The sequence below is a fragment of the Streptomyces sp. NBC_00683 genome, from assembly GCF_036226745.1.
GTDB lineage: Bacteria > Actinomycetota > Actinomycetes > Streptomycetales > Streptomycetaceae > Streptomyces.
Map to the genome: position 1 here is coordinate 7810294 of NZ_CP109013.1, position 24844 is coordinate 7835137.

Annotated in this window: 23 protein-coding genes; 11 read left to right on the forward strand and 12 right to left on the reverse strand. The window is 71.8% G+C overall.

All coding sequences use genetic code 11. From position 1 onward, the window contains the following. Nucleotides 1–95: 95 nt before the first annotated feature. Entirely contained in the window at nucleotides 96–1310 is a 1215-nt protein-coding gene (locus OG257_RS34040) for an ROK family protein (protein WP_329213751.1), read from the forward strand. On the opposite strand, the gene OG257_RS34045 is transcribed toward OG257_RS34040, so the two are convergent. The 3 genes from OG257_RS34045 to OG257_RS34055 are packed head-to-tail and all read right to left on the reverse strand — an operon-like array spanning nucleotide 1311 to nucleotide 3402. Beyond that, nucleotides 1311–2222, reverse strand: coding sequence for a phosphotriesterase family protein (locus OG257_RS34045; RefSeq protein ID WP_329213753.1), 912 nt, complete (start codon nucleotides 2220–2222; stop codon nucleotides 1311–1313). It abuts the gene before it with no gap. Further along, on the reverse strand, nucleotides 2216–2797 hold the full coding sequence (locus OG257_RS34050) for a DUF4865 family protein (RefSeq protein WP_329213755.1): 582 nt from the start codon (nucleotides 2795–2797) through the stop codon (nucleotides 2216–2218). The genes OG257_RS34045 and OG257_RS34050 overlap by 7 nt, the downstream gene beginning before the upstream one ends. 35 nt (nucleotides 2798–2832) lie before the next feature. Beyond that, nucleotides 2833–3402: a TetR/AcrR family transcriptional regulator gene (locus OG257_RS34055; protein WP_329213757.1), complete on the reverse strand. Its 570-nt coding sequence runs from the start codon at nucleotides 3400–3402 to the stop codon at nucleotides 2833–2835. Between the two features lie 201 nt (nucleotides 3403–3603). Between OG257_RS34055 and OG257_RS34060 the strand changes: the two genes are divergently transcribed. The 3 genes from OG257_RS34060 to OG257_RS34070 are packed head-to-tail and all read left to right on the forward strand — an operon-like array spanning nucleotide 3604 to nucleotide 7240. After that, on the forward strand, nucleotides 3604–3897 hold the full coding sequence (locus OG257_RS34060) for an SHOCT domain-containing protein (RefSeq protein ID WP_329213759.1): 294 nt from the start codon (nucleotides 3604–3606) through the stop codon (nucleotides 3895–3897). Then, nucleotides 3894–4673 (forward strand): ABC transporter ATP-binding protein, encoded by a 780-nt coding sequence (locus OG257_RS34065; RefSeq protein ID WP_329213761.1) that lies wholly within the window; start codon nucleotides 3894–3896, stop codon nucleotides 4671–4673. The genes OG257_RS34060 and OG257_RS34065 overlap by 4 nt, the downstream gene beginning before the upstream one ends. After that, nucleotides 4670–7240 carry an ABC transporter permease gene (locus OG257_RS34070; protein WP_329213763.1) on the forward strand — a complete coding sequence of 857 codons (2571 nt, stop codon included), beginning with the start codon at nucleotides 4670–4672 and terminating at the stop codon, nucleotides 7238–7240. Before OG257_RS34065 ends, OG257_RS34070 begins: the two co-directional genes overlap by 4 nt. Nucleotides 7241–7286: 46 nt before the next feature. On the opposite strand, the gene OG257_RS34075 is transcribed toward OG257_RS34070, so the two are convergent. Both OG257_RS34075 and OG257_RS34080 read right to left on the reverse strand, forming a co-directional pair. Continuing rightward, nucleotides 7287–7808 carry an ATP-binding protein gene (locus tag OG257_RS34075; protein WP_329213765.1) on the reverse strand — a complete coding sequence of 174 codons (522 nt, stop codon included), beginning with the start codon at nucleotides 7806–7808 and terminating at the stop codon, nucleotides 7287–7289. Nucleotides 7809–8025: 217 nt separating this feature from the next. Continuing rightward, on the reverse strand, nucleotides 8026–8343 hold the full coding sequence (locus OG257_RS34080; RefSeq protein ID WP_329213767.1) for a hypothetical protein: 318 nt from the start codon (nucleotides 8341–8343) through the stop codon (nucleotides 8026–8028). A 238-nt stretch (nucleotides 8344–8581) separates the two neighbouring features. Here OG257_RS34080 and OG257_RS34085 point away from each other — a divergent pair, with 238 nt between their 5' ends. After that, complete coding sequence (locus OG257_RS34085; RefSeq protein WP_329213770.1) at nucleotides 8582–9715, forward strand: PLP-dependent cysteine synthase family protein; 1134 nt, start codon at nucleotides 8582–8584, stop codon at nucleotides 9713–9715. 2 nt (nucleotides 9716–9717) lie between these two features. On the opposite strand, the gene OG257_RS34090 is transcribed toward OG257_RS34085, so the two are convergent. Beyond that, nucleotides 9718–10155 (reverse strand): SRPBCC family protein, encoded by a 438-nt coding sequence (locus OG257_RS34090; RefSeq protein WP_329213772.1) that lies wholly within the window; start codon nucleotides 10153–10155, stop codon nucleotides 9718–9720. Nucleotides 10156–10221: 66 nt separating this feature from the next. Beyond that, complete coding sequence (locus OG257_RS34095) at nucleotides 10222–11052, reverse strand: DeoR/GlpR family DNA-binding transcription regulator (RefSeq protein WP_329213774.1); 831 nt, start codon at nucleotides 11050–11052, stop codon at nucleotides 10222–10224. Between the two features lie 235 nt (nucleotides 11053–11287). On the opposite strand from OG257_RS34095, the gene OG257_RS34100 reads away from it, so the two are divergent. Continuing rightward, complete coding sequence (locus OG257_RS34100) at nucleotides 11288–13657, forward strand: hypothetical protein (protein WP_329213776.1); 2370 nt, start codon at nucleotides 11288–11290, stop codon at nucleotides 13655–13657. Here OG257_RS34100 and OG257_RS34105 read toward each other — a convergent pair. The 4 genes from OG257_RS34105 to OG257_RS34120 form a co-directional block, all read right to left on the reverse strand. Further along, nucleotides 13627–16062 (reverse strand): right-handed parallel beta-helix repeat-containing protein, encoded by a 2436-nt coding sequence (locus OG257_RS34105; protein ID WP_329213777.1) that lies wholly within the window; start codon nucleotides 16060–16062, stop codon nucleotides 13627–13629. The two genes, OG257_RS34100 and OG257_RS34105, sit on opposite strands and share 31 nt — an antisense overlap. A gap of 219 nt (nucleotides 16063–16281) precedes the next feature. Next, a complete protein-coding gene (locus OG257_RS34110; RefSeq protein WP_329213779.1) occupies nucleotides 16282–16899 on the reverse strand; it encodes an Rv1733c family protein in 618 nt (205 codons plus the stop codon). A 136-nt stretch (nucleotides 16900–17035) separates the two neighbouring features. Beyond that, entirely contained in the window at nucleotides 17036–17860 is an 825-nt protein-coding gene (locus tag OG257_RS34115) for an MOSC domain-containing protein (protein ID WP_329213781.1), read from the reverse strand. A 48-nt stretch (nucleotides 17861–17908) separates the two neighbouring features. Continuing rightward, nucleotides 17909–18379: a DUF6643 family protein gene (locus tag OG257_RS34120; protein WP_329213783.1), complete on the reverse strand. Its 471-nt coding sequence runs from the start codon at nucleotides 18377–18379 to the stop codon at nucleotides 17909–17911. 257 nt (nucleotides 18380–18636) lie between these two features. Between OG257_RS34120 and OG257_RS34125 the strand changes: the two genes are divergently transcribed. Next, nucleotides 18637–19956: a TerD family protein gene (locus OG257_RS34125; RefSeq protein ID WP_329213785.1), complete on the forward strand. Its 1320-nt coding sequence runs from the start codon at nucleotides 18637–18639 to the stop codon at nucleotides 19954–19956. A 12-nt stretch (nucleotides 19957–19968) separates the two neighbouring features. Here OG257_RS34125 and OG257_RS34130 read toward each other — a convergent pair whose 3' ends face one another. Further along, nucleotides 19969–21150, reverse strand: a complete 1182-nt coding sequence (locus tag OG257_RS34130; RefSeq protein ID WP_329213787.1) for a glycosyltransferase — start codon at nucleotides 21148–21150, stop codon at nucleotides 19969–19971. Nucleotides 21151–21208: 58 nt separating this feature from the next. Between OG257_RS34130 and OG257_RS34135 the strand changes: the two genes are divergently transcribed. The 4 genes from OG257_RS34135 to OG257_RS34150 all read left to right on the forward strand — a co-directional run bounded on the left by OG257_RS34135 (nucleotide 21209) and on the right by OG257_RS34150 (nucleotide 24797). Further along, nucleotides 21209–21994: a glutamate racemase gene (locus OG257_RS34135; RefSeq protein ID WP_329213789.1), complete on the forward strand. Its 786-nt coding sequence runs from the start codon at nucleotides 21209–21211 to the stop codon at nucleotides 21992–21994. Nucleotides 21995–22064: 70 nt separating this feature from the next. Next, the gene (locus tag OG257_RS34140; protein ID WP_329213791.1) at nucleotides 22065–22628 is read left to right on the forward strand and encodes a hypothetical protein; all 564 of its coding nucleotides are present in this window, start codon (nucleotides 22065–22067) and stop codon (nucleotides 22626–22628) included. Nucleotides 22629–22679: 51 nt separating this feature from the next. After that, nucleotides 22680–24302, forward strand: a complete 1623-nt coding sequence (gene lnt / locus OG257_RS34145; RefSeq protein ID WP_329213793.1) for an apolipoprotein N-acyltransferase — start codon at nucleotides 22680–22682, stop codon at nucleotides 24300–24302. Between the two features lie 9 nt (nucleotides 24303–24311). Next, nucleotides 24312–24797 carry an NUDIX hydrolase gene (locus OG257_RS34150; RefSeq protein ID WP_329213795.1) on the forward strand — a complete coding sequence of 162 codons (486 nt, stop codon included), beginning with the start codon at nucleotides 24312–24314 and terminating at the stop codon, nucleotides 24795–24797. The last annotated feature ends 47 nt before the right edge of the window (nucleotides 24798–24844 follow it).

Consider the following 24844-nt stretch of genomic DNA (forward strand, 5'->3'; position numbering starts at 1 on the left):
CCGCACGCAACATGGCGGACCCCATGACGGTCCGGTGAACGATGTGGGGCGTACGGGCGTCGGCGACGGCTCCGGATCATGGGAGACTCGCCCCCATGAACGGGAAGTCGACCACCACCCGGCAGAAGTTGGAGAGAGGCCGCAGCGCCCTGGGACCCGCGCTGGAGCTGGTCCACACAGGCCGCGCGCCCACGCGTGCCGTGCTGACGTCCGAACTCGGCGTCACCCGTGCCACCGCGGGAGCGGTGGCCGCGGAGCTGGAGGCGCTCGGGCTCATCCGGGTCGACTCCAGCCCCGGCTCCGCGGCCGGTTCGCAGGGCCGCCCCTCGCACCGGCTGGCCGTCAGGGACAGCGGGCCGGTCGCACTCGCCGCGCAGGTCCACTCCGACGGCTTCCGGGCCGCGCTCGTCGGGCTCGGCGGCAGGATCGTCGCCACCGCACCCGGCTGCGTCGCGGTCATGGCCGATCCGGCCCAGGTCCTCGGCGAGGTCGTCGAAGCCGGTGCCCGGCTGCTGCGGGACAGCGGACTGCGCTGCGTCGGAGCCGGGCTCGCCGTCCCCTCCGCCGTCGCCGAACCCGAGGGCACCGCCCTCAATCCGCTGCACATCGCCTGGCCCGCGGGTGCCCCCGTCCGGGAGATCTTCACCGCATGCGTGCGCGCGGCCGGCATCACCGGACCGGCGTTCACCGGCAACGACGTCAACCTCACCGCCCTCGCCGAGCACCGGCACGGAGCCGGACGCGGCGCCCAGCACCTGCTCTGCGTGGCCACCGGACACCGTGGCGTGGGCGGTGCGCTCGTCCTGGACGGGCGCCTGCACAGCGGGAGTTCGGGACTCGCCCTGGAGGTGGGGCATCTCACGGTGAACCCCGAGGGGCGGCCCTGCCACTGCGGCGGACGCGGCTGTCTGGACGTCGAGACGGACCCCCTCGCCTTCCTCACCGCGGCGCGCCGGGAACCCGGCCCCGAGGAGTCGCTCCTCAAGCAGGCCGGCGACCTGCTGCGCACGGAGTACGCCGACCCCTGCGTACGGACAGCCGCCGAGGAACTGATCGACCGTCTCGGCCTGGGCCTGGCGGGGCTCGTCAACATCCTCAACCCCGACCGCATCATCCTCGGCGGCCTGCACCGCGACCTCCTCGAGGCCGACCCCGAACGGCTCCGGGCGGTCGTCGCCGACCGCAGCCTGTGGGGGCGCAGCGGCAGCGTGCCGATCCTGTCCTGCACTCTGGCCCACAACAGCCTGGTGGGCGCCGCCGAGCTGGCCTGGCAGCCCGTGCTCGACGACCCGCTCGCCGCCCTCGCCTGATCAGGGGCGGGGGCCCTCCCGCGGGGCGGCGAAGGCGAAGGCGCGCGCCGGTGCGGTGACGAGGACGGAGTGCAACAGGTCCTTCCCGAGGGCCTGTTCCAGCCGGGGACGCAGCCTTCGCAGGAGGTGGGGCATCCCCGGCGTCCCGGGCACGGTGGTGTCGCCACCGAGCAGCAACCGGCCGCCGAAGCCGGCATCGGCGAGCTCCGCGAGCTGCTCCGGCAGCCGCCAGTCCGTGGCGTGGTTGGCTCGTGAAGGGCCGTCGAACGCCAGGAACGCACCCGCCCGCGCGGCCTCGCGCTGCACCACACCGTCGGGGAACCGGCCCAGGTGGCCGAGGACCACACACCCCGGATCCACCCCCAACTCCCCGCACAGCAGGTCCAGTACATCCAGCGCACCCGTCCCCAGCTCCAGATGCACGGCGATCGGCGCGCCGGTCCGGTGATGGGCCCCTGCCGCAGCTGCCATGGTGAGCCGGGCGTGGGCGTCGATGCCGTGGAACGATCCGGCCACCTTGATCAGCCCCGCCCGCACGCCCGTACCGCCGATGCCCTCGGTGAGTTCCCGGACGAACAGGGCCTCCAGCTCCGGCAGAATCCGGCCGAGCAACTCCTCGGGGTAATGGGCGGCTTGATGGAGCCCGGTGGCCGCGACCACCTCGACCCCGGTCGAGCAGGACAGGGCAACGAGGTCCCCGGGCCTCCTGCCCATCCCGTACGGAGTCCACTGCACCACCGACCGGCCCCCGAGCCCGTGGAAGCCGCGCAGCAGCTCCTGGGCCCGTCCGGGATCGTCCAGCTCCTGGCCGGGCAGCAGCGGGGTGCGGAGGAAGAGATGGTCGTGTGCGTCGCAGACACCCAGGTCCTCGGCGGGGATGTCGCCGAGGACGGTGCGGACCCGGGTCACCACTGCCTGTCCCGCCCCAACCGGTCGCGTTCCGGCGCCGACACGTGCAGCACCTCGAAATGGTCACCGGGGGCCGCGGCGGGCTCCTGCTCCCAGAGGGTGAAGTGGAGCAGCTGCCAGCGGCGCGGATCCACTGCCAGTGCCGTGGCGACGACCCCGGGAGACGCGGCCCGCAGGCGGGCTTCCTCCAGCGCGGCGTCGACCGCCCCGGCGGGCCGCTCCGTGTCCGCTACCGGCACTCGGCGGCGGACCGCCGCCCGGGCGGGGGCGCCCGCGGCAGGCCCGTCCAGGTACGCGAGCCCCGTCCAGTGCTGCACCTCGGGGCGGCCGAAGTCATCGACGATGCCCTGGAATCCGGGGCCCCAGAGAAAGGCGTTCATCCCCTCGGGGGCCGACCACAGGTACAGCGGGGCGTACTGGTTGACCGGTGACGCCCCGCCGCGTTCCCGGATCAGATACGCCTTGAGGCCGAGGCCGGGGAACGCGTCGAGGAGGTGCCCCCTCGTCGCGACGCGACTGCGGATGATCTCCATGTTGTAGTCCGCGGGCAGGGTGATCTCGTACTGCATGGCGTGCATGGGTAACTCCTCGAGCAGGGAACCGACTTCGCGGTTCAGGCCGACGGGGTGCGTGCGGCGAGCAGGGAGAGCAGCCCCGTGACCGCCGAGTCGAAGGCGGCGCCCGACCCGGAGGCGCGAGCCAGGACGTAGCCGCCCTGGACGGTCGCCACGATGGCCGCCGCGATCTCGCCCGCAACGAGACCCGGTGCGAACTCGCCCTTGTCCAGGCCCTCCTGTACGACCTCGGTGAGCCGGCCCCGCAGCCATGCCAGCGTCTTGTCCACCGGCGCGCGCAGCTCGTCGCTCGCCACGACATCCGGATCCATCGTCAGCCGCCCCACCGGGCAGCCCCGCAGCACCTCGCGCTCGCGCAGCAGATAGCCGGAGATCCGCTCGTACGCCGGTCCGGGCCCGTCCAGCACGCGCCCAGCGGCCTCCCGCATCTGCGCCGAGGTGCGGTCGATGGCCGCGAGCGCCAGATCCGGCTTGCCGGCGAAGTGGTGGTACATGCTGCCCTGGCCCGCACCCGCCCTCTGCTGGATGGCCTTGGGGCTCGTGCCCACGTAGCCGCGCTCCCAGAGGAGCTCCTGGGTGGCCTCGATCAGACGGTCCGGAGTGCTCATCCCTCCACTGTACATACCAGTAGGTACAGAATCCCGCGCGGCCCGGACCGATGCCGGGAGCAGACGCGCGGGCGCCACGTACTCCCACGGGGGTACGCGCACTGCCGCTGGCCGTACGACGCCCCGGACCCCCTCCCGGAGACAGGCTCGTAAGCGACAGAAGAACGCGAACGAACCCTTGACCCGAGGGAGCTGACCGAGATGAACACCCTGGCCCACTCCGGCGGACCCGGACCCTGGATCCTCCTCTTCCCGATCATCTGGGCGGCCGTCGTCGTCGGCGTCGTCACCCTGCTGCGCCGCACCGTCTGGCGTGGCCGCCGCGGCCCGTGGCAGTCCCGCGGCGTCCGCCGGGGCAGCACCGGCGAGCACTCGCCGATCGACCTCCTCGGCAGGCGGTTCGCCGCAGGTGAGATCGACGAGGACGAGTACTGGCGCCGGCTCTCCGTCCTGGACGAGCCCTTCGGACGCTTCGACAAGGACGGACCGGCATGACCACCGCCGACACCACCACCGGCAGCACCGCAGCCGCCCGGGTCGCCGACGCCGTGAAGGTCTACGGCACAGGCGACACCGAGGTCAGGGCCCTGGACGGAGTGAGCGTCGGCTTCCCGGCCGGCCGCTTCACCGCGATCATGGGGCCCTCCGGCTCCGGCAAATCGACCCTGATGCACTGCGCCGCCGGTCTCGACACCCTGACCTCCGGATCCGCCTTCATCGGCGACACCGAGCTGGGGGCACTCGACGACCGCAGGCTCACCCTGCTGCGCCGCAGGCGCATCGGATTCGTCTTCCAGGCCTTCAACCTCATCCCGACGCTCACCGTCGCCGAGAACATCACGCTCCCCCTCGACCTGGCGGGGGAGCGCGGCGACCGTGAGTGGATCGACGCACTCGTCGACACCGTCGGGCTGCGGGACCGGCTGCGCCACCGGCCGAGCGAGCTCTCCGGCGGTCAGCAGCAACGCGTCGCCGTGGCCCGCGCCTTCGCGGGCAGCCCCGATGTCGTGTTCGCCGACGAACCGACCGGCAACCTCGACTCCCGGGCGGGCGAAGAGGTGCTGCGGCTCCTCGGCGGCACCGTACGCCGGACCGGCCGTACCGTCGTGATGGTCACCCACGATCCGGTCGCGGCCGCGCACGCCGACGAGGTCGTCTTCCTCGCGGACGGCAGGCTCGTCGACCGGATGCAGAGCCCGACGGCGGAACGCGTCCTCGACCGCCTCAAGGCCTTCGACACCGCGGCCCGCACACCGGCGGTGGCGCCATGACCAGCACCCGCGCCTCGCTGCGCCTCAGCCTCTCCTCCCTGCGCGCCCACAAGCGGCGCTTCATGGGCACCTTCACCGCCGTACTGCTCGGTGTCGCCTTCCTCGCCGGAACCCTCGTCATGGGCGACACCCTGCGGGCAGGCTTCGACACCATGTTCGGCAACGCCGCACAGGGCACGGACGTGGTCGTCCGCAGCACCGACGTGGTCACCGTCCCCGGCGAGGCCCAGGGCACCCGGCAGCCCGTCGCCGCCGATCTGGTCCGCAGGATCGAACAGGTACCGGGTGTCGCCGCGGCCGCTCCGAAGATCGAGGGGGCGGGGCAGCTCCTGGGCGCCGACGGCGAACCCATCGGCGGCCAGGGCCCGCCCACCCTCGCCGGGAACTGGATCGCCGATCCCGAGCTCAACCCGTACCGTCTCGCCGACGGACGGGCACCGTCCGCACCCGGCGAGGTCGTCGTCAACCGCGGCACCGCCGAGCGGGGCGGCCTGAAGATCGGCGACACCACCGTCCTGCGCACCCCCGACCCGGTCCGCGTCACCGTCGTAGGCCTGGCCACCTTCGGCGGGGAGGACGGCATGGCCCAGGTCACCTACACGGGCCTGACCCGGGCCGACGCCGAGAAGTACCTCACCCCGAAGCCCGGTGAGGCGGCGAGCATCCAGGTGCGGGCGGGGCCCGGCACCGGTCAGCAGGAACTGGTGGACGCGCTCACGCCCGAGCTCCCGGAAGGCACCGAAGCCATCACCGGCGACGCCTCGGCCGCCGAGAACCAGGACATGATCTCCGGCGCGTTCCTGAGCCTGTTCACCACGCTGCTGCTGGTGTTCTCCGGCATCGTGCTGCTGGTCGCCACCTTCTCCATCCACAACACCTTCGCGATCGTCGTCGCCCAGCGGACGCGGGAGAACGCCCTGCTGAGGGCGCTCGGCGCCGCCCGGCGCCAGGTCGTCGGAGCCACCCTCGTCGAGGCCTTCGCCGTCGGGACGGCCGCCTCCGTCGCCGGCCTGGCAGGTGGCATCGGTATCGCCGCCGGCCTGCAGGCACTGTTCCCGGCCATCGGATTCCCGTTCCCCGAGGGCGCGCTGGTGATCAGCGGTCTCTCGATGCTCCTGCCCCTGGGCGTCGGCATTCTCGTCTGCCTGGGCTCCGCACTCGTGCCGGCGGTACGGGCAGGACGTACCGCCCCCCTTGCGGCCCTGCGCGAGAGCACCGTCGACGACTCCGCGGTCTCACGGAGCCGGACCCTCACCGGAGGCGTGCTCCTGGCGGCGGCCGTCGGCGTCATCCTGACCGGAGTCCTGGCCGCCCCCTCCCTCTGGCTCCCGGCAGCCGGCTCGGTTCTCGCCCTGGCCGCGTTCGTGGTGCTCGGCCCGGTCGCCTCCACGTACGCCGTACGCATCCTCGGCGCACCGCTCGACCGGCTGCGGGGCGTCACCGGCGGACTCGCCAGGCGCAACGCGCTGCGCAGCCCCGGGCGGACCGCAGCCACCGCCACCGCGCTGATGATCGGTGTCGCCGTCGTCTCCCTCTTCACGGTCTTCGGCGCCTCACTGAAGGCGACGACGGACCGGACGGTCGACAGGTCCTTCGCGGGCGATGTGGCCATCAGCGCACCCGCGTTCGGCGCCGGTGGCAGCGGACTGAGCCCCGGTCTCGCCCCTGCCGTACAGCGGCAGCCCGAGGTCGAATCCGCGGTCGGGCTCGGCAAGGGCGTTGCCGAGGTCAACGGCTCCGGCCGGGCGCTGACCGTCACCGACCCGGCCCGCCTCGCCGACGTGTTCGCTCTCGGAGCGGTCGAGGGTTCGCTGGACTCACTCGGCACGAACGGCATCGCACTCTCGGGCTCCGAGGCCGGCAAGCGCCACCTGGACACCGGATCCACCGCCCGGCTCACCTTCACCGACGGCACGCAAGCGGACTTCACCGTCCGTGCCGTCTTCGAACAGTCCGAGCTGGCGGGCGACTACGTCATCAGCCGCGAGGCCTGGGCGCCGCACAGGGGCCAGGACTCCGACACCCTGGTCGCCGTCTCGTTCAGGGACGGCGTCCCGGCCGAGGAAGGGAAGCGCGCGGTCGAGAAGACCGCCGCCGCCTACGGGGACCCGGACGTGCAGACGCGTCAGGAGTACGCGGAGTCCTCGGCGGGCGGCATCGACATGATGCTCACGCTCGTCTACGCGCTGCTGGCACTCGCCGTGCTGATCGCTCTGCTGGGCATCGCCAACACCCTCACCCTGGCCGTCCATGAACGCACCAGGGAACTGGGCCTGTTGAGGGCGGTCGGACAGACCAGGAGCCAGCTCCGGAGCATGGTGCGCTGGGAATCGGTCCTGGTCTCCGCGTTCGGTACGGCAGGCGGCCTGCTGCTCGGTGCTCTCCTGGGCTGGGTACTCGTCAAGGCGTCGGAGGGTACCGGCGACACGGCGTTCGTCTTCGCACTGCCGCCACTGAGGCTGCTGGTCGTGGCCCTGGTCGGGCTGGCCGCGGGGGCGCTGGCCGGATGGCGGCCGGCGCGGCGCGCCGCACGACTCGACGTGCTCCGCGCGATCGCCACGGAGTAGCGCGCACGATCGCGCCGAGGAAGTGGCGCGCTCGCCCCCTGCCCGGTCAGCCGACGACGGCCGACCGGGCCCGGGTCTGTGCCGCGTGCTCCACGAGGGTGTCCCGTCCGGAGCCGAAGGGACCGTCGGTCGTCGACCCGTACACCGGGAGAGGAGACAGTGCGATGGCGAAGGACGGGGCCGGAAGGGTGAACCAGACGACCTTGCCCGTGTCGTCGGTCGGTCGTACTCCCCAGCTCTCGCTGACCGCGGCGATCATCGCCAGTCCGCGCCCCGAAGTGGCGGACGAATCGGCGTCGCACACGGTCGGCAGCCGTGGGTCGTGGTCGTGGACGGAAACCGTGAGACGGTCGAGCAGCAGCTCGATCTCGACGGTGCACGATTTGTCCGGCTGTGCATGCCGGTGGACATTGGTCAGCAGTTCGGTGACGCCGAGCGCTGCCGGGTCGATCAGAGGATCGAGATGCCAGTAGCGCAGTTGCGCCGAAATGATTCTGCGGACCTGACCGATCCGCGACGGCAGGGCCTGGAGCTCCACCGCGCAGTGCCTGCTTGGCTCGCTGATCACGGCTGCGACTCCCCGAAATAGGTCCGGAAGAAGACGAAGGAACGGATCCAGCAGTGTGGCGCGCTGCTGTTTCTGGTCTGGTCGTGCGTGGTCCGCCCTGCGGCACCCGGCGGAGCGGCTTGCGCGGTCACCGCCGGTACACCATCAGTGACGTGTTACCAGCGTGACCCAGGGGGTTGGGGTCCGCAACTCGCGGTGTCCGTACGGAACCGTTGCGTCAGGTCCGCCGCCCGCCCGCGCGGCGCAGCGCCTCCAGGAACCTACGCACCGGAGCGGCCCCGCCGGGCCTGCGGTTGCGCTGCCCCATGGTCAGCCGGTAGCGCACTCCGTTGACCCGCGCGACCGCGGAGTCCGCCGCCAGGAACCATCGTTTGCCCGCGCTCACCGTGGTCACCGGGGCGCTGTCGATCTCCCGGCCGTTACTGGTCAGCAGCGCCAGCCGGCCGTCCTTGACGACGACTTGACCGGCCCGGGTCAGGGAACGGGTCCACCGCTCGATCCTGACCCCACTCGCACTGAACTCTGCCTCGGACATGGTGAATTCGCCCCCCTTGTGCTGGCTTCTGCTGGGAAGTCTGCCCGCATCGGGGCCTTTGCACCAGGTCGCATCAGGCCGGAAAAGTGCGTTTCGGGAGCGGATCTCCAACACCACGGGCCCCTGCGGCCACGCGGGGGCCAAGGAAGGGCTATGGGGTATCAAAGCAATCGTTTGTGCAGGTGGGGGGAATATCGTGGTGGTGTCGGGTACCGGTGGCACGAGGAGGAGATCGCTGATGGACACCAGTGAGCACAGACGTGACGGTGAGATCGCGACCACCACGGACATCGACCGCAGCGATCCCGACTACCGCGCCTGGCTCAAGGAAGCCGTGCGCAAGGTCCAGGCGGACGCCAACCGTTCCGCGGACACCCACCTCCTGCGCTTCCCCCTGCCCGAGCAGTGGGGCATCGACCTCTACCTCAAGGACGAGTCGACACATCCCACGGGCAGCCTCAAGCACCGGCTTGCACGTTCGCTCTTCCTCTACGGGCTCTGCAACGGCTGGATCCGCCGCGGCAAGCCGGTCATCGAGGCGTCCAGCGGCTCGACAGCCGTCTCCGAGGCGTACTTCGCGAAGCTGATCGGTGTCCCGTTCATCGCGGTGATGCCCCGCACCACCAGTCCCGAGAAGTGCCGGCTGATCGAATTCCACGGCGGACAGTGCCACTTCGTCGACGACTCGCGGAAGCTGTACGAGGAGTCCGCGGCACTCGCCGCCCGCACCGGCGGCCACTACATGGACCAGTTCACCTACGCCGAGCGGGCCACGGACTGGCGCGGCAACAACAACATCGCGGAGTCCATCTACCAGCAGCTCAGGCTGGAGCGGTACCCGGAGCCCGCCTGGATCGTCGCCATGGCCGGAACCGGCGGTACCTCGGCGACCATCGGACGCTACGTCCGCTACATGCAGCACGACACGAAGATCTGCGTACCCGACCCGGAGAACTCCTGTTTCTTCGACGGGTGGACCCGGCAGGACCCGTCGGCGACCAGCGACTGCGGCTCACGCATCGAGGGCATCGGCAGGCCCCGCATGGAGCCGAGCTTCGTGCCCGGCGCCATCGACCGGATGATGAAGGTGCCGGACGCGGCGAGCATCGCGGCCGTGCGCGCACTGGAGCGGGCCATCGGCCGCAAGGCCGGCGGTTCCACCGGCACCGGACTGTGGAGCGCGTTCAAGCTCGTCGCGGAGATGGTCGGCCAGGGCAGCACCGGGAGCATCGTCACGCTGTTCTGCGACCCGGGCGAGCGCTACCTCGACAAGTACTACTCCGACAGCTGGCTGAGCGAGCAGGGCCTGGACATCGACCCGTACACGCGGACCATCGACAACTTCCTGGCCACCGGCAGCTGGCCCGCCTGAGGTCAGGATCCTTCGAGCAGGGCGTCGAGCACCCGCCCGAAGACCCGGCGGCCCGCACCCGAGAGCAGCGGATCGCCCCACCCGGGCAGCAGCCGTACGCGCAGCTCCTCGACCCACACCACGTGCGACCCCTCGCCGGTCGGCCGGACATCGATCGACGCCCTGCCCAGCACCACCCGGCCGCGCTTCTCCAGCCGGCAGATCCCGGCACGGCCGGCCACCGGCGGCGTCCACCGCACCACTTCCATCGGATCGTCGAACCCGAACGGCCCGAGACCCGTACGAGCCACGAAGACCGTCCCCACCCGCGTCGGCAGACCTGTCGGGACGGTGACGGACGTCATCGGCACAGGTCCGGCGTGGGCCTCCCAGTCGGTCACCCGACGCCAGGCCTCGGCGGCGGGGAGGGGAGTGAAACGCTCGATCCGGAAGACGGCCACGGCCCGATCCTAGGACGTCCGCGGCCCGTCGGAGGCGGAGCGGAACGCGCGCCCCCCGGAGTGCCGCTACCGGGGTGCGGAATCGCCCGCCACGACCAGCCCCGGCAGCTGCTCCTCGATCTCCTGCCGGGCGGCGTCCGGCAGCCCCGAGTCCGTGACGAAGGAGTCCACCTCGTCCAGCGTCGCGAACGAGCTCAGGCCGACCGTGCCCCACTTGGTGTGGTCGGCCACCACCACGACGCGTCGCGCGGCGCGCACGAAGCGGCGGTTCGTCTCGGCCTCCGCGAGGTTCGGTGTCGAGAGACCGGCCTCGACAGAGATCCCGTGCACCCCGAGAAACAGCACATCGAAGTGGAGCGAGCCGATCGCACGGTCCGCGACGGGCCCGACGAGCGAGTCCGAAGGCGTGCGCACCCCGCCGGTCAGCACCACGGTGGCCGCTCCGGCACGGGGGCCACCACCGGCCGTCGGCCGCTGGGCCTCGTGGAACACGTCGGCGACCCGCACCGAATTCGTCACCACGGTCAGGGCCGGAACGTCCAGGAGATGCCGGGCCAGCGCGAACGTGGTCGTGCCGCCGGACAGGGCGATCGCGCTGCCCGGCACGGCCATTGCCGCCGCCGCCCGCGCGATGTCCTCCTTGGCGCTGAGCTCCAGCGTCGACTTGGCCTCGAACCCGGGCTCGTGCGTACTCGCCTCGACCAGCGGAACGGCCCCGCCGTGCACCTTCTCGATGACGCCCTGGCGGGCCAGCGCGTCCAGGTCCCGGCGAATGGTCATGTCGGAGACATTCAGCCTGCGGGTCAGCTCGTTGACCCGGACCCCGCCACGCTTGCGCACCTCGTCGAGGATGAGCGCGCGCCGCTGTTCCGCGAGCAGGTTCTGGTTCTCGCTCAACGCCGGGTCCGGTCCTTCCCTCTGGCCACAGGTCCGACACCGGCCTGCGGGACGCCCTCATCCTGCCACGCAGCCCTCCCGGCGGCGTCACTGGGGAGATTCGGTGAGAGCGATGCGGCAGGCACCCTCCGTCGGAGAAGGTGGTGACTGCGCGTCAGTCCGTAGCTCCGCGCCGTGCCCCCGTCCCTTCCCCGTCGGCCGACAGCCGGCAGGACCAGAGAGCGAGCAGACGACATTGCCCCCTGCCACCCAGGCCCCGCAGAGCACCGGGGCAGCGCTGGAACTGCTCGTCCACGGCGTCGGCGGAGCCACTCCCCAGGAGATGCTCGGCGACCCCCGTACGACCAGGATCACCGGTGACGCGACGGCCGCCATCTACCGGCGTACCGAAGACATCGAGGCCGAGCAGCACCCCGAACGCCACCGGGACGGACCCGTCGCCGAGGCCTACTGCTGGTCCAACCTCACCTCGGGAAACGGCTCCCGCGCCCTGTGGCTGCTGCTGCTCCCCTTCATGGTGGTCAACCTCGCCCACTGGATGCGGCCCACGGCGCGGGGCCGCACCGCGTCGGTGCGGCTGTACGGCATGGTGGTGCGGCTCATCGCGCTCAGCCTGACCGTGCTGCTGACCGCCGCGGTCTGCGAGGTCGCCCTCGACCTGGTGGCCTGGCAGTGCGCGGGCGCACCCGAGTGCTCCGGCCGGCGGTCCTGGCTCGGCTTCCTGTCGACGGAGCAGGGCGGCTGGTGGTCCCAGCCCGGACGCCGGCTCGCGGTCGCCGCACTCGTGCCCACGGCCCTGGTCGGACTGCTCTGGTACCTGTCCAACCGCACCTGGAGCGCGTACGAGTCGCAGCGCCCGCTGAGCGGGGACGAACACGAGGAGGACACGGCACACACCCCGGAGACCTCCACGTCCGCCGCGCCGCCCGTCCGTCCCGCCCTCGGCCGGCCCGGGTTCTGGTACGGACGCCGACTGGTCGCCCGGCTGCGGGCCGCCCACACCGCCGCCGGATTCCTCACCGTCGCGGCCGCGGTGGGGGGAGCCGCCGCCCGGCACGACAGGGTCACCGACGGTCCCGTGCCCGCTGTGATCGGCGGCCTGTTCGAGACGGCGCTCGCCGTGTGCGCTCTGGTGGTGGTCGCGGTCGTCTGCCGCCGGGGCCGCAGCGAGCGACGCCTCGACAACACCCTCGACCGTGCCGTCATCACCCTCCTGCCGGGGACGGCGCTCGCCCTGCTGCTCGTCGGCACGGTGTACGCCGCCTGGTCCCGTCCCGCCTGGGCGTCCTCGGGCACCCTCCCCGGAGAGACCGCCTTCCGCGTCCTCGCCGTCGGACAGGGCGCACTCGTCGTCCTGCTCGCGGTGGTGGCGCTGAGCCTGTACCTCCGCGTCCCCGAGCCGCGCACGACACTCCACGGCCTCGGCGGGCCCGCCGTGGCGATGCTCGCCTGTGCGCTCGGCGGTGTGATGACCGGCGGGGTCGCCCAGCGCGTCGCCGACTGGCTCGACGGTTCCGGTACACCCGGCATGGGCGCCGGCTCGACCATAGAGGGGCCGCCCGTACTCCTCAGCTGGCAGGCTTCCGTCATCCCGGTCCTGCTGCTGTTCCTGCTCGCCCCCCTCGCCTGGCTGGCCGTCCGCACCGGGCTGCGCGCCCGCCGGCTGGGACCCGTGGTCGAGGCGGAGTACGAACAGGCGCGGCCCGACCGCGCCCGCACCCGGGCCATCGCGGGCACCAGGGCCACGGCGGCCCTCACCGACTCCGCACCCTGGCTCGTCGCCCTGGTCTCGGGTGCCACCCTGCTCCTCGGCGCCGGAGCGGTCGCCGGGTCCTGGCTCACCGGCGAGGTGCCCGGCCGGGCGATGGACGGTGCGGTTCCCCTCGTCGAGTCGCTCGCCGAGACGGCCCAGTCGACCGGCTCCTGGATGATCGGCTTCGGATTCGTCCTGTTCGTCACCTGGGGCCGCCGCGCCTACCGTGACGTGTCCGCCCGGCGCACGATCGGCATCCTCTGGGACGTCGGTACGTTCTGGCCGCGCGCCGCCCATCCCTTCGCGCCGCCCTGCTACGCGGAGCGCGCCGTGCCCGACCTGTCGTCCCGGATGTCCGCCTGGACGGCCCGCACCCGGGGCCGGCTCGTCATCTCGGGCCACTCCCAGGGCAGCGTCCTTGCCGCGTCCGCGGTCTGGCAACTGCCCGACGCGACACGGCGCCGGGTCGCCCTGCTCACCTACGGCTCACCGATCGAGCGGCTCTACGGGCGCTGGTTCCCCGCCTACTTCGGACCGGTACCCCTGGACGGGCTGCACCGGTCCGTGCACTGCTGGCGCAACCTCTGGCGGGCGACCGACCCGATCGGAGGTCCCGTCCGCATCGACGAGAGCCAGGGACCCGAGGTGGACCGGGGCCCGCTGAAGGACCCGCTGGTCTACGGCCGCACCCCTGAACACCCGCTGCCCGAACCGATCCTGGGGCACTCCGACTACCAGGCCGACCCGGTCTTCGCCGTGGAGCGGGCCGCACTCCTGGAACGGCTCGGACCGGTCGTGCCCCACCAGACCGGCGGGGAGACTCAGGGGAGTTCGGGAAGGTCCTCCGGATAGAGCAGGGTGAGGTCGTCCGTACTCGGCTCGGCGAGCTGGGCGACCCGGCCCGCATGCCGCTCGACCATCGACTCGAAGGTCTGGCGGGCCGTGCGGCCGTTACCGAAGGCGGGGCCCTTGGGAAGCGCTGTGAAGTACTTGAGCAGCGCTTCCCCGGCCCCGTCCGCGAGGCTGTACTCATGCTCCTCGGTCTGCTGCTCGACGATCCGCAGCAGCTCCTCGGGAACATAGTCACTGAAGGTGATGGTCCGTGAGAAACGCGACGCCACCCCGGGGTTGACGGTGAGGAAGCGCTCCATCTCGTGCGTGTACCCCGCCACGATCACGACGACGGCGTCCCGGTGGTCCTCCATCAGCTTCACCAGCGTGTCGATGGCCTCCCGCCCGAAGTCCCGGCCGGAGTCCTCGGGCGACAGCGCGTACGCCTCATCGACGAACAGGACTCCGCCACGGGCCCGTTCGAACGCCTCCTGGGTGCGGATCGCGGTCGAACCGATGTGCTCGCCGACCAGGTCGACCCGGGACACCTCCACGAGATGACCGTGCTCCAGCACACCGAGCGAGGCCAGGATCTCGCCGTACAGGCGGGCCACCGTCGTCTTGCCCGTACCGGGGGAGCCGGTGAACACGAGGTGTCTGCGCACCGACGCTGCCTTGAGGCCCGCGAGCCTGCGGCGCCGGCCGACCTCGATCATGTCGGTCAGCGCACGCACCTCGCGCTTGACGCTGTCCAGACCCACCAGCGCGTCCAACTCCCCGAGGACGGCGCCCGAATCGCGCACCGGCTCCGCCGGAGCGGGCGGGACGGCGGGCTCGGCGGCGCGTTGACCCGGCATCGCACCGAGCAGTCCGGGCGTCGACTGGGTCGCCGTCAGGACCGGCGGGGCCGGGGGAGTGGCACCGCGCAGTCCGCTCTCGTCGCTGGTGCAGTCCTTCACCACCGGACCGCCGCTGAGTCCGTCGCCCGGGAAGCCCGATCCCTCCGCGAACTCGTACCCGCCGCGGGCGCACCGCTCGGTGCGGCAGCGGGTGAGCGTGGAGCGGCAGCCGTCCATGACATGGAAGCCGTAGCCCTCGCTCCCGGTGACACGACAGGTGTCGAAGGTGCCGCGGCCCTCGGCGGAGACGTAGAAGCCCGCCTCCGCGGGCGAGGTGACCGTGCAGCGCTCGATCGTCGGGTCGGCGCCCTTGGTCACGATGACACCGGTCTGGGCGGCGTCGATGGTGCAGTTGTTCAGGGTTCCGCCGCTGCCGTGGTCGCGGAACCACGCTCCGGTCGACGCTTCGCGGATCCGGCAGTCGTCGAGCTGCGCGGTGGCGCCGTCGCTCACCGACACCGCCGTGTTGCGGATCTGGGACAGGTCGCTGTCCACCACGTCGGCGCGCGAACCGCGGTCCAGGACGAAGAGGGCATCGGGCACGTCGTGGACGCGGCACGAATCGAGTATCACGGTGGCGCCGTCGCTGACCCACACCGCGGGGTAGTCGCCCGTACTGTCGTGGATCTCGCACTGGTTGGCATCGACACGGGTGCCCGGGTCCCAGACCGACAGGCCGTTGCGGCCGAACCTGCGCACGGTCGAGCGGGTGAGTGTGAGAACGGAGCGGGACCGCAGGTCGACCGCGTTCTCCGGGATGTCGTGAATGTCGCAGTCGGCGAGCGTGAGGACCGCGTCGGTGTCCAGCGTGACCCCGTCCGCGGAGGTGCGGTGCACGGTGCAGTCGGTGAGATGCGCGGCACCGCGGGCCGTGACCTGCACCCCGCTGCCCTTGATCTCGTACACCTCGCAGCCGACCGCTTCCAGACCGCTGCCCTCGCCGGTCACGCTCAGCCCCGCCCCGGAGGCGTGGTGGACACGGCACCGCTCGAGCCTCGGGTGCGCCCCGTCGCGGACCGAGACGCCGGACTGCCCGGCCGACACGATCTCGCACTCCTCGAACACGCCCCCGGCGCCGTCGAGTACGGCAATGCCGACGCCGGCCGGGTTGTCGACGGTACAGCGGCGCACGGTGGGCCGGGCCGCGCCCCGCACCTCTATCCCGGCGGCCGACCGGGTCACGACGCGCAGATCCGAAAGCTCGGGAGCGCCCTCCTCGACGAGCAGCGCAGGGGCGGCGGAATCCTGGCCCTCCACATGAAGATCCTGGATCACCGCCGAGGCGCGCACGGTCAGAGGTACGCCGTCGACCGGCGCGATGCGCACGGAACCGACGGATCCTTCGGGGCCGCGCAGGGTCACCGCGCGGTGGACGACGAGATTCTCCCGGTAGGTGCCGGGTGCGATGGTGAGGACGTCACCGTCCGCTGCGGCCTCCAGGGCTGCGGTGAGGGAAGCGTATTCGCCCGTGCGGCGGCGCCATCGCGATGTGCCGGTGTGCGTCACCTGGACCGTGCCCTGTGCCATGGTGCTGCTGTGCCCCCACCTCGTGCCGTGTGCGCTGCCTCGTGCCTGTCCGCATACCCGTGCCACCGGTTCTACGCAGCTCCGGGCCCGCCTGCCGAGGAGTCGGGCGGGCCGGTCCACCGTAGCGCGCGCGGCGGTGGCGAGTTGACGAGTCGGCTGCTCATGAGGTCGGTGACACCGATGGAGCGGCCCGGCACTCGACGTCGTGCACCGGTGGGTTCAGCTGCCCGTCCCGGTCCGGCCCCAGTCGGGACCGGTTTCGGCCCAGGCCCGGTCGAGCCGACCGTACCGCTGTTGCATCATGCGCCATACGGCAAGTCGGCGTGCGGATTCCACCAGACCCGCAACGAGCAGGGTCGCACCGATTCCGGCCAGTACCGCATGGGTGCGCGCCGTCGATGTGTCCATCGGGCGTATCACCGGGCGGCCCTGGTCATCCGTCCAGATCCGTATCCGCGCCCCGGGGGCGGTGACTTCGGACGCCGTGGACACTCTGCCGGTGCGGGCCGTCCCGTCCGGGGCCTGCCACCGGGCCACAGCGGAGGACCGCGCGGTGCTCTCCGCGACGGCGGCCTCGGGGTCCTGGGCGAAGCGCGAGACGCCGGAGGGTCCGCGCACGACGACAGCCGTGATGAGGTGCCGCTGCGCGTGCTGCGCGCGCACTGCCTGCTGGAGGGCCTCGTCGGTGACTGAACCGCACAGCCAGCCGAGCACCGGGGCGGCGATCAGCATCAGCAGCAGCGCTGCCAGTGCCCCCCATGCCTCATGGCGGTCGGTGGGCCTGCACAGGGGATTGTGCCGCCACCGCCGGATTCCCAGGACTGCTCGCACAGTCATGCACCCCCTTCCGTATCCGTCATAGCCCGGTACGGCGTTGATCACCTGCTGGGGCGGCGAAGAGAGAGCAACCTCACGCCGTCCAACGTCCGGGACACTCCGGCCGGTTCCCGTCCGGAGCCGGGTGGCCCGGCGTTCAGCCGAGGATCCGCACCGGGTCCCCGACCCGGATCACCCCGGTGCCTTCCGGGATCAGATTCTGGCCGAACAGGAGATCCCTTCCGACCAGACGATGGCGGGCGAGCGTACGCAGGGGCTCCTTGCCGCGCTTCGACGTCCGCTGGTCGGTCGTGGTCACGATGCAGCGGCCGCACGGCTTCGCCACGCGGAAGGCGACCTCCCCGATCGCGATCCGGTCCCAGTCGTCCTCGGCCCACGGGGCCGTCCCGTCCACGACCGCATTCGGCCGGAAGCGGTTCATGGGCAGCGGGCCCTCCTCCGGGTGGTCACCGCGTGCCACGAGTGCGTTGAGCGCATCCAGCGAGGCTGACGAAGTGAGAAGAAGGGGGTAACCGTCGGCGAAGGAGACGGTCTCGCCCGGGCGCCCGAACGCCGGGTCGACAGGCCTGCGGTGCGACGGCGCGTCGAGATGGACGAGCCGGACCTCCGCACCGAGGCGCGCGCTGAACCAGGCGTGCGCGGCCTCGGCCGCCTCCACCACCTCGACCTTGTCCCTGAAGAGCTCCGCGCCGACGGTGCAGACCGGCTCCGGCACGTCCACGGTCAGCGGGGCACTCCCCGGCGCCGAGACGGTCACCCCGCCACCGGGCAGGGGCATCGCGGACAGCTGGGCCATGCCCGGCTGCTGACGCTGGGTGACCACCTTGCCCCGGACGTCGATCAGCATCCAGCGACGGTCGCCGCCGAGTCCCCATGGCTCGACGACGGCCTGCTCGGCCGCGCACGCCGCCAGCGATTTGACCGGGTGGATGTGGACAGCCCTGAGTACGGGAGAGACCATGCATCCATTTTGCCAGCCGAATCCGCGACAGCGGGCAATAACGCCTGCTCAGTACCCCCGGCCCTGGTACGGACGGTTGTACGGGTCCTCGTACGGGGACGGAGTCGGGGCGGGCCGGGGCGAAGCCGGGCGCATCGACTCGTAACCCGTGCCGGGGCGCTGCGGCTGCTGCTGGTAGCCGCGGGGCGCCGAGGGCTGCTGCGGGATGTACGGGGCGGGCGCGTGCTGCAGGTGTGCGGGCTGCATCTGCGCGTGCTGCATGCCCGCGTTCTGGTACTGCGGCTGCGGCGCCTGCTGCGGGTAGCCGTAGGACCCGTTGGACGGGGCCGCGGGCAGGGCGGGAAGCGACGACGGCAGGGCCGGCAGATAGCTGTTGCCCGTGTCGTACGCGGCGGGGACTCGGATCGGCGCGATCTGAGGAGTGCCCCGCTCGGCGACCAGGGAGTCGTAGATCGGGGTGTCGGGGAACGACGGCGCGGCGTAGTAGCCGCCGCCGTAGGTGGAGCGGGGGGAGGTCATGACACATAAGTTAAGCCCACGATGTGCTGGTTGGGGAGTCCGATAAGAGGGTTGTTTTACGCGTTGTGAGTGAACCGCGTTCCCCAATGCGAGCGAACTTGGCAAAAAGGGGCACCGAGCCGCGTTGTGATCGTGTAAAGAGCGAGTTCACGGGGGGTTACCGGCGGATCGCCGGGAGCAGTCTCCGCCGTACTGTGGGCTCCTCGGCGGGCCGGGGATTAGGTTGGCGTGAAACTCTCCGGGCAGCCGGACTCGTGATGGGGGCGAGCATGACCATGCAAAAGGGAACCAATGTTCCTGTGCCTGCTCAGGTCGTACAGGTCGAATTGGGCTGGCGGACCTCCCCCGGGGCGCCGGACGTGGATGCCTCGGCGCTACTTCTCGTGTCGGGAAAGGTACGCAGCGACGCGGACTTCGTCTTTTACAACCAGCCGGCACACGCATCCGGCGCGGTGCGCCACGAGGGCAAGCGGACGGCCGGTGACGCGGTCACCGACAGCCTCGTGGTCGACTTCGCGGCAGTGGAGCCCGCGATCGACCGCGTGGTCGTGGTGGCCTCGGCCGACGGCGGCACCTTCGGCCGGGTGACAGGCCTCTACGTACGGATCGTGGACTCCGCGAGCGGTTCCGAGATCGCTCGCTTCGAGAGCGCGGACGCGACGGTCGAGACCGCGTTCATTCTCGGTGAGCTGTACCTGCGGCAGGGCGCGTGGAAGTTCCGGGCCGTCGGGCAGGGGTACGACACCGGACTCGGGGGACTGGCGACGGACTTCGGTATCTCCGTCGACGAACCTCAGCAGCCTGCACCACCTCAGCAGGTCCCCCGCCCGCAGCCGGCGCAGGCGCCCCCGGCGCCCTACCGCGCACCCCAGGCCGCCCCCGTCCCGCAGGTCGCGCCCCCGGTCGCGCCTCCCGCCGCACCCCCTGTCACGCAGCCGGTGAGGCTGACCAAGGTCACCCTGACGAAGGAGGCGCCGTCCGTCTCCCTGTCGAAACAGGGCGGTACCTCCGGGGCCCTGCGCGTCAATCTCAACTGGGAAGTGCGCAAGCAGTTCAAGGGCTGGGGCGCGAAACTCGGCAGGGCCGTCGCCATGCACGCCGACCTCGATCTCGATCTCTGCGCGCTGTACGAACTCACCGATGGAAGCAAGGGAGTTGTGCAGGCCCTCGGAAACGCCTTCGGCGATCTCCGGCGGCCCCCCTATATCCACCTCGACGGAGACGACCGCACCGGCGCGCTCTCCACCGGCGAGAACCTCACGGTCAACCTCGACCACAAGGACCGGCTGCGCCGCGTTCTGATCTTCGTAACCATCTACGAAGGCGCCCGGAGTTTCGCCGATCTGCATGCCACCGTCACTCTGCAGCCACAGAACGGAGCGGCGATCGACTTCTCTCTCGATGAATGCACCGTGCCCTCCACCGTTTGCGCTCTCGCGCTGATCACCAACAACGGGGGAGACCTCACGGTGCAGCGGGAGGCACGCTATCTCGTCCCGCAGCGCGGGGTGAGTCCCCAGAGGACCATAGACGCCGCCTACGGCTGGGGAATGAACTGGACCCCCGGCCGCAAGTGACCCCGGCCGGGCTCAGGGTTCCGGTGCGGCCTCGGGACGGGCGTACGTACGCCCCTTCCAGGCCGCACCGCGGCCGCGGTAGTGCTGCACCGCCGAGTCCACCGTCATCAGGAGGTAGAGGACGGCGGTGAACGGCAGGAGCGGTGCCAGCCACAGCGACTGACGGTAGTAGCCGAGCATCGGCATGTACGTCCCCGCCATCACGGCCCACGCTGCCGCGCCCGCCCACGCGGCCACCGCATCGCCCGTCAGCAGTCCGGCGGCGAGCGTCGCCGGCGGGGCGACGTAGACGAGACCCAGGCCGAGAACGGTCCCGGCCAGCAGCAGCGGGCTGTGCCGCAACTGCGCGTACGCACTGCGCGAGACCATCTGCCACAGATCCGCGAGCCGCGGATAGGGCCGCGCACTGTCCACCCGCTCCGCGAGCCCCAGCCAGATCCGGCCCCCGCTGCGCTGCACCGCGCGCGCCAGTGACACGTCGTCGATCACCGCCTGCCGGATGGACTCCGGGATGCGTGCCCGTTCGGCGGCCCCGGTGCGCAGCAGCACGCAGCCGCCCGCAGCGGCCGCCGTCCGGCTGCCCGCCCTGTTGACCCGGCGGAAGGGGTAGAGCTGCCCGAAGAAGTAGACGAAGGCCGGCACGACAAGCCGTTCCCAGGTGCTCGTCACCCGCAGCTGGGCCATCTGCGAGACCAGATCGAAGCCGCCCGCCCCCTCGTCCCCGGCGGCGGCGACCAGTTCCCTCAAGCTGTCCGGCTCATGCGCGATGTCCGCGTCGGTCAGCAGCAGGAACTCCGGCTTCCGCTGTCTGGCCAGCGCGATTCCGTGCCGCAGGGCCCAGAGCTTGCCCGTCCAGCCGGACTCCGGCTCACCCGGCGACACCACCGTCAGCGGCAGTCCCCCGTGCCTCACCGACAGCACCCGTGCGAGCTCGCCGGTGCCGTCCTCGCTGCAGTCGTCGACCAGGAAGATCTCCGCGTCCCCCGGATAGTCCTGGGCGAGCAGCGAGGGGAGGCTGACCGGCAGCATCTCGGCCTCGTCCCTGGCGGGCACGACCACGGCGACCGACGGCCAGCGCACCGGGTCGGCACGCCTGGGGAGCCGCTGGTCGGTCCGCCAGAAGAACCCCTGCCCCAGCAGCAGCCACACCCACACGACCAGCGAACCCACGGCGATCCAGGCAACGGCGCTCATCCGCCGAAGTCTGCCCCACATCGGCGGTGCCGCAAGGGCTGTCGACTATGGTGACCGGGTGAAGATCGCACTGATGGACTCGGGAATCGGCCTGCTCGCCGCCGCTGCCGTGGTGCGCCGGATACGGCCCGACGCCGATCTGGTGCTGTCCTCGGACCCCGGCTCGATGCCCTGGGGCCCCCGTACTCCCGAGGACGTGACCGCCTGCGCGCTCGCTGTGGCACGCGCAGCCGCGGCGCACCGGCCGGACGCTCTGATCGTCGCCTGCAACACCGCCTCCGTCCATGCGCTGCCTGCCCTGCGGGCCGAACTGGAACCCGGACTGCCGGTCATCGGCACGGTCCCCGCGATCAAGCCCGCCGCGGCGGGCGGCGGCCACGTCGCCATCTGGGCCACCCCGGCCACCACCGGGAGCCCCTACCAGCGCGGGCTGATCCGCGACTTCGCCCGATCGGTGGACGTGACCGAAGTCCCCTGCCCCGGACTCGCCGACGCCGTCCAGCACGCGGACGAGGCGGGGATCGACCGTGCGGTGGCCGCTGCCGCCGCCCTCACCCCGCCCGGCGTGACGGACGTGGTCCTCGGCTGTACCCATTACGAGCTGGTGGCCGAGCGCATCCGCGCCGCCGTGCAGCAGCCCGGCCTGCCGCGGGTCGTCCTGCACGGCTCCGCCGAGGCCGTCGCCACACAGGCGCTGCGCCGTATCGGCTCCGAACCCGCTCCGTCGGCCGAACCGGTCGGCACCCTCACGGTCCTCCTCGGCGGACACTCCGCCGACCTGCCGGAACCCGCTCTGGCCTACGCGGAGGGCCTGCTCCTCAAGGCCGTCAGCCCCGCGATCTGACCGTCCAGCGCGGCATGCCTGGCCCGCGGACCCCCTCCTCGGGACGCGGAACGTGGGTACGCTGCTTGGCATGACGGACCACCCCGGCAGTGCGAGGCACGGTTCGAGCCAGGCCCCGGCCACCATCTGGACGGGAAGGGCCCGCAACCGCTTCCAGTGGCTGCTCGCGGCCGCCGGAGCCGGATGCCTGGCGCTCGGCATCGAACTCGCTGTCGATTCGGCCTGGAGTGCCGGAATCGCTCCCCTGCTCATGTCCGTCATCGGCTGCCTCGCCGCCGGACTGCTGATCCTGTTCGGGACCCTCGCCTTCGTCCACGTGGCCGTCAAGGTCGACGGTGACGCCCTCGAGGTGCGCTGCGGCCACGTCGGACTGCCCAGGCGCCGGATCCTGCTCACCCATGTGGTCGGCGCGGACTTCGCCCCCCAGGTCACCCCGCGCCAGTGGGGTGGCTGGGGCTACCGCTGGCGCCCCGAGCAGGGAACCGCCGTGGTGGTGCGCCGGGGCGAGGGGCTGGTGCTGAGACTCGGCGACGGCAGGACCTTCACCGTCACGGTGGACAACGCCGAAGCGGCGGTACGGTTCATCCGCGACCGGCTGCACCTGAGCACCACCGGGAAGTCCGCGGAGTCGTGACGGCCGGAGCGGGATGCCGCTCCCACAGCCGCCCACCGTAGACTCCGCCAGGTGAGCGCCACCATCACCACAGTCGAACCGCCGTCCGCACCCGTGTCCCGCAGCAGGAAGCTGTGGCCGCGGCTCGTCCGGCCTGCCGCAGCCGTCCTGTCCGGTGCACTGCTCTATGCGAGCTTCCCGCCCCGGCCCCTGTGGTGGCTGGTCCTGCCAGGGTTCGCGCTGCTGGGATGGGTCCTGTTCGCGCGCAGGCTGCGCGCCGCGCTGGGCCTCGGCCTCCTGGCCGGTCTCGGCTTCATGCTCCCGCTGCTGCACTGGACGGGCGAAGAGGTCGGCCCCGTCCCGTGGCTCGCCCTGGCGCTCGCCGAAGCGGTGTTCATCGCGGTGGGCTGCGTCGGGATCGCCGCGGTCTCCCGGCTCGCGTACTGGCCCTTCTGGGCTGCCGCGGTCTGGGCACTCGACGAAGCGGTCCGCGCCCGCGTGCCGTTCGGCGGCTTCCCCTGGGGGAGGATCGCCTTCGGCCAGGCGGACAGTGTGTTCCTGCCGCTCGCCGCGCTGGGCGGAACCCCGCTTCTCTCCTTCGCCGTGGTGCTGTGCGGCTTCGGACTCTTCGAGGCCCTGCGACAGTTCCGCAGGTACCGCGCCACCGGCGCGGTACCCCGTATCGCCGTCGCGGCGGCGGCCGCAGCCGTCGCGGTCCCCGTCGTCGCCGCCCTCGCGGCCCTGCCGCTCGTCGACGACTCCGCCGAGGACGGCACCGCGACGGTCGCCGCCGTCCAGGGCAACGTGCCGCGCCTGGGCCTCGACTTCAACTCCCAGCGCCGGCAGGTCCTGGACAACCACGCGAAGCGCACGGAACAGCTGGCCCAGGACGTGAAGGCGGGGAAGGTGCCCCAGCCGGACTTCGTCCTGTGGCCGGAGAACTCCTCCGACCTCGACCCGTACCGCAACGCCGACGCCCGCGACGTGATCGACAAGGCGGTCAAGGCCATCGGTGTCCCCACCGTCATCGGTGCCGTGCTTGCGCCCGACACGGGAAACCTCCGCAACACCCTGATCGAGTGGGACCCGGACAGCGGCCCCGTGGACACCTACGACAAGCGGCACATCCAGCCGTTCGGCGAGTACATGCCCATGCGGTCCTTCGTGCGGATCTTCAGCAAGGACGTCGACCGGGTCCAGCGCGACTTCGGATCCGGCAGCAAGGTCGGCGTATTCGATCTGGCGGGCACCAAGGTGGGGCTCGTCACCTGCTACGAGGCGGCCTTCGACGACGCCGTGCGTGACACCGTCAAGAACGGCGGCCAGCTGATCGCCGTGCCGAGCAACAACGCGACCTTCGGGCGCAGCGAGATGACCTACCAGCAGCTGGCGATGTCCCAGGTGCGTGCGGTCGAACACGGCCGGGCGGTCGTCGTGCCCGTCACCAGCGGCGTCAGCGCGGTGATCCGGCCGGACGGCACCATCGTGCAGAAGACCGGGATGTTCACCGCGGACGCCCTGGTCGACGAGGTGCCGCTGCGGTCCTCGCTCACGCCCGCCACGCGGATGGGTCCCCTTCCCGAAGGCATCCTGGCGCTGCTCGCGGTGGCCGGCCTCGGCTGGGTGGCGATCCGGTCCGCGCGTGCCAGGAACGACCGGAGGGCACGCCCCGGGAACGCCCCCGCGGCCACGTAGGCTCGCCGCATGGCTACTCCCGACTTCATCCGCGAGATCCGCGCCACCGCCGGGCACCAGTTGCTGCTGCTGCCCGGCATCACGGCGATCGTCTTCGACGACGAGGGCCGAGTGCTGCTCGGCCGGCGGTCCGACACCGGTAAGTGGGCCGTCATCGGCGGCATCTCCGAGCCCGGTGAGGAGCCCGCGGCGACCGCGGAGCGGGAGGTGTACGAGGAGACCGCCGTGCACTGCGTCGCGGAGCGGGTGGTGCTCACCCAGGCGCTGCAGCCCGTGCAGTACGACAACGGCGACCGGTGCCAGTACCTCGACATCACCTTCCGCTGCCGGGCCACCGGCGGCGAGGCACGGGTGAACGACGACGAGTCGCTGGAAGTGGCGTGGTTCCCCGTCGACTCCCTGCCGCCGTTGAACGAGTTCTCCCTGTTCCGTATCAAGCAGGCCCTCACCGACGGCCCCACCTGGTTCGAACCCACGCCCGAGCCCGGCCTCTGACGCGGCACGACGCCGAGGGGCCGGCCACCACCCGACAGGTGGTGGCC